Genomic DNA, 2,215 nt, shown 5'->3' on the forward strand with positions numbered 1-2,215 from the left:
GAGCTGTACCAAGACCAACGCGGCGACGACACCGTGGACCTGGCCATCGGGACCGAGTTCACCGAGATCAGCCACAACGACGACATCGATGCGGTGCTCGCAAGCCTCAAACCCGACGCGACCCAGCCCGCCGACTCAGCGCTGCTGAAGAAGATCCACTCGGCAGCCTGCTGACCAGCTCACCGGGCGCCCGCCCGATCCAGCGCCCGGTCGAACTCCGCGGCGACCCCTGGTGCCGCCGCGACGATGAGACTGCCTCCGTCGTCCACCGGCGGCAGCACCATGACGGCGCCCGCCTCCTCGGCGATCAGCGCGCCTGCCGCCCAGTCCCACACGTTGACGCCCAGCTCGTAGTACGCGTCCAACCGGCCCGCCGCAACCATGCACAGATCCAGCGCGCAGGACCCGACGCGACGCACGTCACGGACCTCGGGCAGCAGTCGCGTCAGCACCTCACCCTGTAGCCGTCGCCGATCGGGCGAGTAGGCGAACCCCGTCCCCACCAAGGCCATCGAGAGCTCCTCGATCGGGTTGCAGCGCAACGAGATCGACACACCGTCGCGACGCAGGTGGGCGCCCCCGCCGACAGCTGCCGAGAAGACCTCCCCCGTCGGTACGTTCGCGACGGCGCCGGCCACCGACCTACCGTCGACCTGCACCCCCACCGACACGGCGTAGGCCTCGATGCCGTAGACGAAGTTCACCGTCCCGTCGATCGGGTCGAGCACCCAGGTCGGCCTCCCGTGATGGCCGACGGCCGAGCCGCCCTCCTCCTCGCCGACGATCGGATCCCCCGGCCGCAGCTCCGCGAGCCGGTCGCGGAGGAGCCGTTCGGTCTCGGTGTCGACCACGGTGACCGGATCGGTCGGCGTGCTCTTGGAACGCACCGCCGAGGCGGCCCCCGGCTGCGGGGAGCCCGCCCCGAATACCTCGGCTCGGCGGCGGCGAACGAAGTCGGCGGCTTCGTTGGCCAGTTGCTCGGCGACGGCCCGAAGGCTGCCCGGATCGCTGTCGTCGGTCACTGTGCCATCGCAACACATCGCGCTTGGCGAGGCACTAGTGTGTGCGGTGCGTCGCACCTGCCGGCCTCTCCCAGAGGAGCGCTCATGACCGAAACTCCCACCACCGTCCCGAGCAACGACGGTTCCCAACACCGCGGATTCGGTGTCGACGTCGGCGGGAGCGGGGTCAAGGGCGGGATCGTCGACCTCGACACCGGCCAGCTCATCGGTGAACGCTTCAAACTCCCCACGCCCCAACCCTCGACCCCGGACGCCGTCGCCAAGACGATCGCCGCGGTGGTCCGCGAGTTCGGCTGGGAGGGCGGTCTCGGCGTCACCTACCCCGGGGTCGTCACCGAGGGAATCGTTCGCACCGCGGCCAACGTGGACAAGGGCTGGATCGGCACCAACGCGCAGAAGGCCATCGGCGCGGAGCTCGGCGGCCAGCCCGTCACGGTCCTCAACGACGCCGACGCCGCAGGCCTGGCCGAGGAGAAGTTCGGCGCGGGCAAGGACAACACCGGCGTGATCGTGCTGCTGACGTTCGGCACCGGCATCGGCTCTGCGGTGATCCACAACGGCGTCCTACTCCCCAACACCGAGTTCGGCCACCTCGAAGTGGGCGGCAAGGAAGCCGAGCACCGGGCCGCGTCGTCGATCAAGGAGCGCAAGGAGTGGAGCTACCAGCGCTGGACCGAAGAGGTCACCAAGGTGCTCGTCGTGGTCGAGAACGCCATCTGCCCGGATCTGTTCATCGCGGGCGGCGGCATCAGCCGGAAGGCCGACAAGTGGATTCCGTTGCTGAAGAACCGGACGCCCGTCGTGGCTGCCGCTCTGTTGAACACCGCGGGAATCGTCGGCGCCGCCATGGCCGCCGAGATCGATGCCGCGCGCAGCGCCCCTAGCTGACGCTGGGCACCCCCGCGTTCGCGGGCTATTCCTCGCCCAGTTCCCCGGAGCGTCTGGCCAAGTCGGCGCGCGTCCGCACCCGCAGTTTCCGGTACACACTGCTGAGGTTGTGCTCGACGGTCTTGGGGCTGATGAACAGCGCCGACGCGATGTCCTTGTTGGTCAAGCCGGATGCCGCCAGCCGGGCGACGCGCAACTCCGACGGGGTGAGGTCCGAATCGTTGGCACGCGACGCGCCGGTCCGCTTGAGTTCAACGCCGACGCGGTCGGCCCAAAGTGGCGTACCCAGCTCCACGAACGTGCCG

The 2,215-nt window shown here is 69.4% G+C and carries 3 protein-coding genes and 1 pseudogene; 2 read left to right on the forward strand and 2 right to left on the reverse strand.

What is annotated here, in order from left to right; all coding sequences use genetic code 11:
- Nucleotides 1-174, forward strand: a pseudogene (locus ACRDUX_RS35320) (envelope integrity protein Cei); the annotation flags it as partial.
- A 5-nt stretch (nucleotides 175-179) separates the two neighbouring features.
- Here ACRDUX_RS35320 and ACRDUX_RS35325 read toward each other — a convergent pair.
- Nucleotides 180-1,040: an inositol monophosphatase family protein gene (locus ACRDUX_RS35325; RefSeq protein ID WP_526421257.1), complete on the reverse strand. Its 861-nt coding sequence runs from the start codon at nucleotides 1,038-1,040 to the stop codon at nucleotides 180-182.
- Between the two features lie 66 nt (nucleotides 1,041-1,106).
- On the opposite strand from ACRDUX_RS35325, the gene ppgK reads away from it, so the two are divergent.
- Nucleotides 1,107-1,910: a polyphosphate--glucose phosphotransferase gene (ppgK, locus tag ACRDUX_RS35330; RefSeq protein ID WP_526421259.1), complete on the forward strand. Its 804-nt coding sequence runs from the start codon at nucleotides 1,107-1,109 to the stop codon at nucleotides 1,908-1,910.
- A 25-nt stretch (nucleotides 1,911-1,935) separates the two neighbouring features.
- Here the strand turns inward: ppgK and ACRDUX_RS35335 are convergent.
- A partial coding sequence (locus ACRDUX_RS35335; RefSeq protein ID WP_526421261.1) for a response regulator transcription factor occupies nucleotides 1,936-2,215 on the reverse strand: 280 nt, incomplete at its 5' end.

It is taken from the genome of Mycobacterium sp. (genome assembly GCF_050701675.1).
GTDB lineage: Bacteria > Actinomycetota > Actinomycetes > Mycobacteriales > Mycobacteriaceae > Mycobacterium.